The sequence below is a fragment of the Vibrio sp. 1978 genome (assembly GCF_033344345.1).
Window position 1 is genome coordinate 1 of the sequence record NZ_JAWPOP010000353.1, and the last position, 774, is coordinate 774.

The 774-nt window shown below is 50.9% G+C and carries 2 protein-coding genes; both read right to left on the reverse strand.

Features of this window, described 5'->3' with window-relative positions:
• The coding region (locus R8N49_RS26580) for a dihydroxy-acid dehydratase (protein WP_318190377.1) at positions 1 to 278 on the reverse strand (278 nt) is incomplete at its 3' end.
• Positions 279 to 292: 14 nt separating this feature from the next.
• A partial coding sequence (locus R8N49_RS26585) for an aminotransferase class IV (RefSeq protein WP_318190378.1) occupies positions 293 to 774 on the reverse strand: 482 nt, incomplete at its 5' end.

Genomic DNA, 774 nt, shown 5'->3' on the forward strand with positions numbered 1-774 from the left:
GAGTAAAGCATGCCGCCGTGACCCATTGCGATGCCATCATCGACGGCGATGGTATTGAATTCTTTTGCGATGCCGCCTGCCGCTTCAATCTCTTGAGCAACAAGTTGGCCCAAATCTTTAAGGTGTACGTGGCCTGGTACGAACTGAGTGAATGAGTTCACCACGGCGATGATTGGTTTACCGAAATCTTCGTCTTTTACACCGGTTGCACGCCAGAGCGCACGAGCTCCCGCCATGTTACGACCATGTGTGGTGGTAGCTGATCTATATTTTGGCATTTCTTAAATCCTTCTTACTGCTGCTCTGGGTACACATAGTCTAACCAGCCCCACTTATCTTCCGTGGTGCCGTTAAATAGGCCAAAGTAGGCTTCTTGCAATTCTTTGGTAATCGGACCGCGTTTACCGCTGCCCACTTCAATTTTGTCGATGGTTGCCACAGGCACAACTTCTGCTGCGGTACCGGTCATGAATACTTCATCCGCAAGGTATAGCGCTTCGCGGGCAATGTTAGCTTCACGGACTTCGTAACCTTTATCGCGAGCAATGGTCATGATCGAGTCACGAGTGATGCCCGGTAGGATAGCGCTGGTTGCTGGTGGTGTGGTGATCACGCGATCTTTGATGACAAAGATGTTCTCGCCCGCGCCTTCTGACAAGTAACCGTCAACACTCAGTGCGATACCTTCGTCGTAACCATGACGACGTGCTTCACCACCAACGAGTAGTGAAGAAAGGTAGTTACCACCCGCTTTTGCTGCGGTAGGGATGGTGT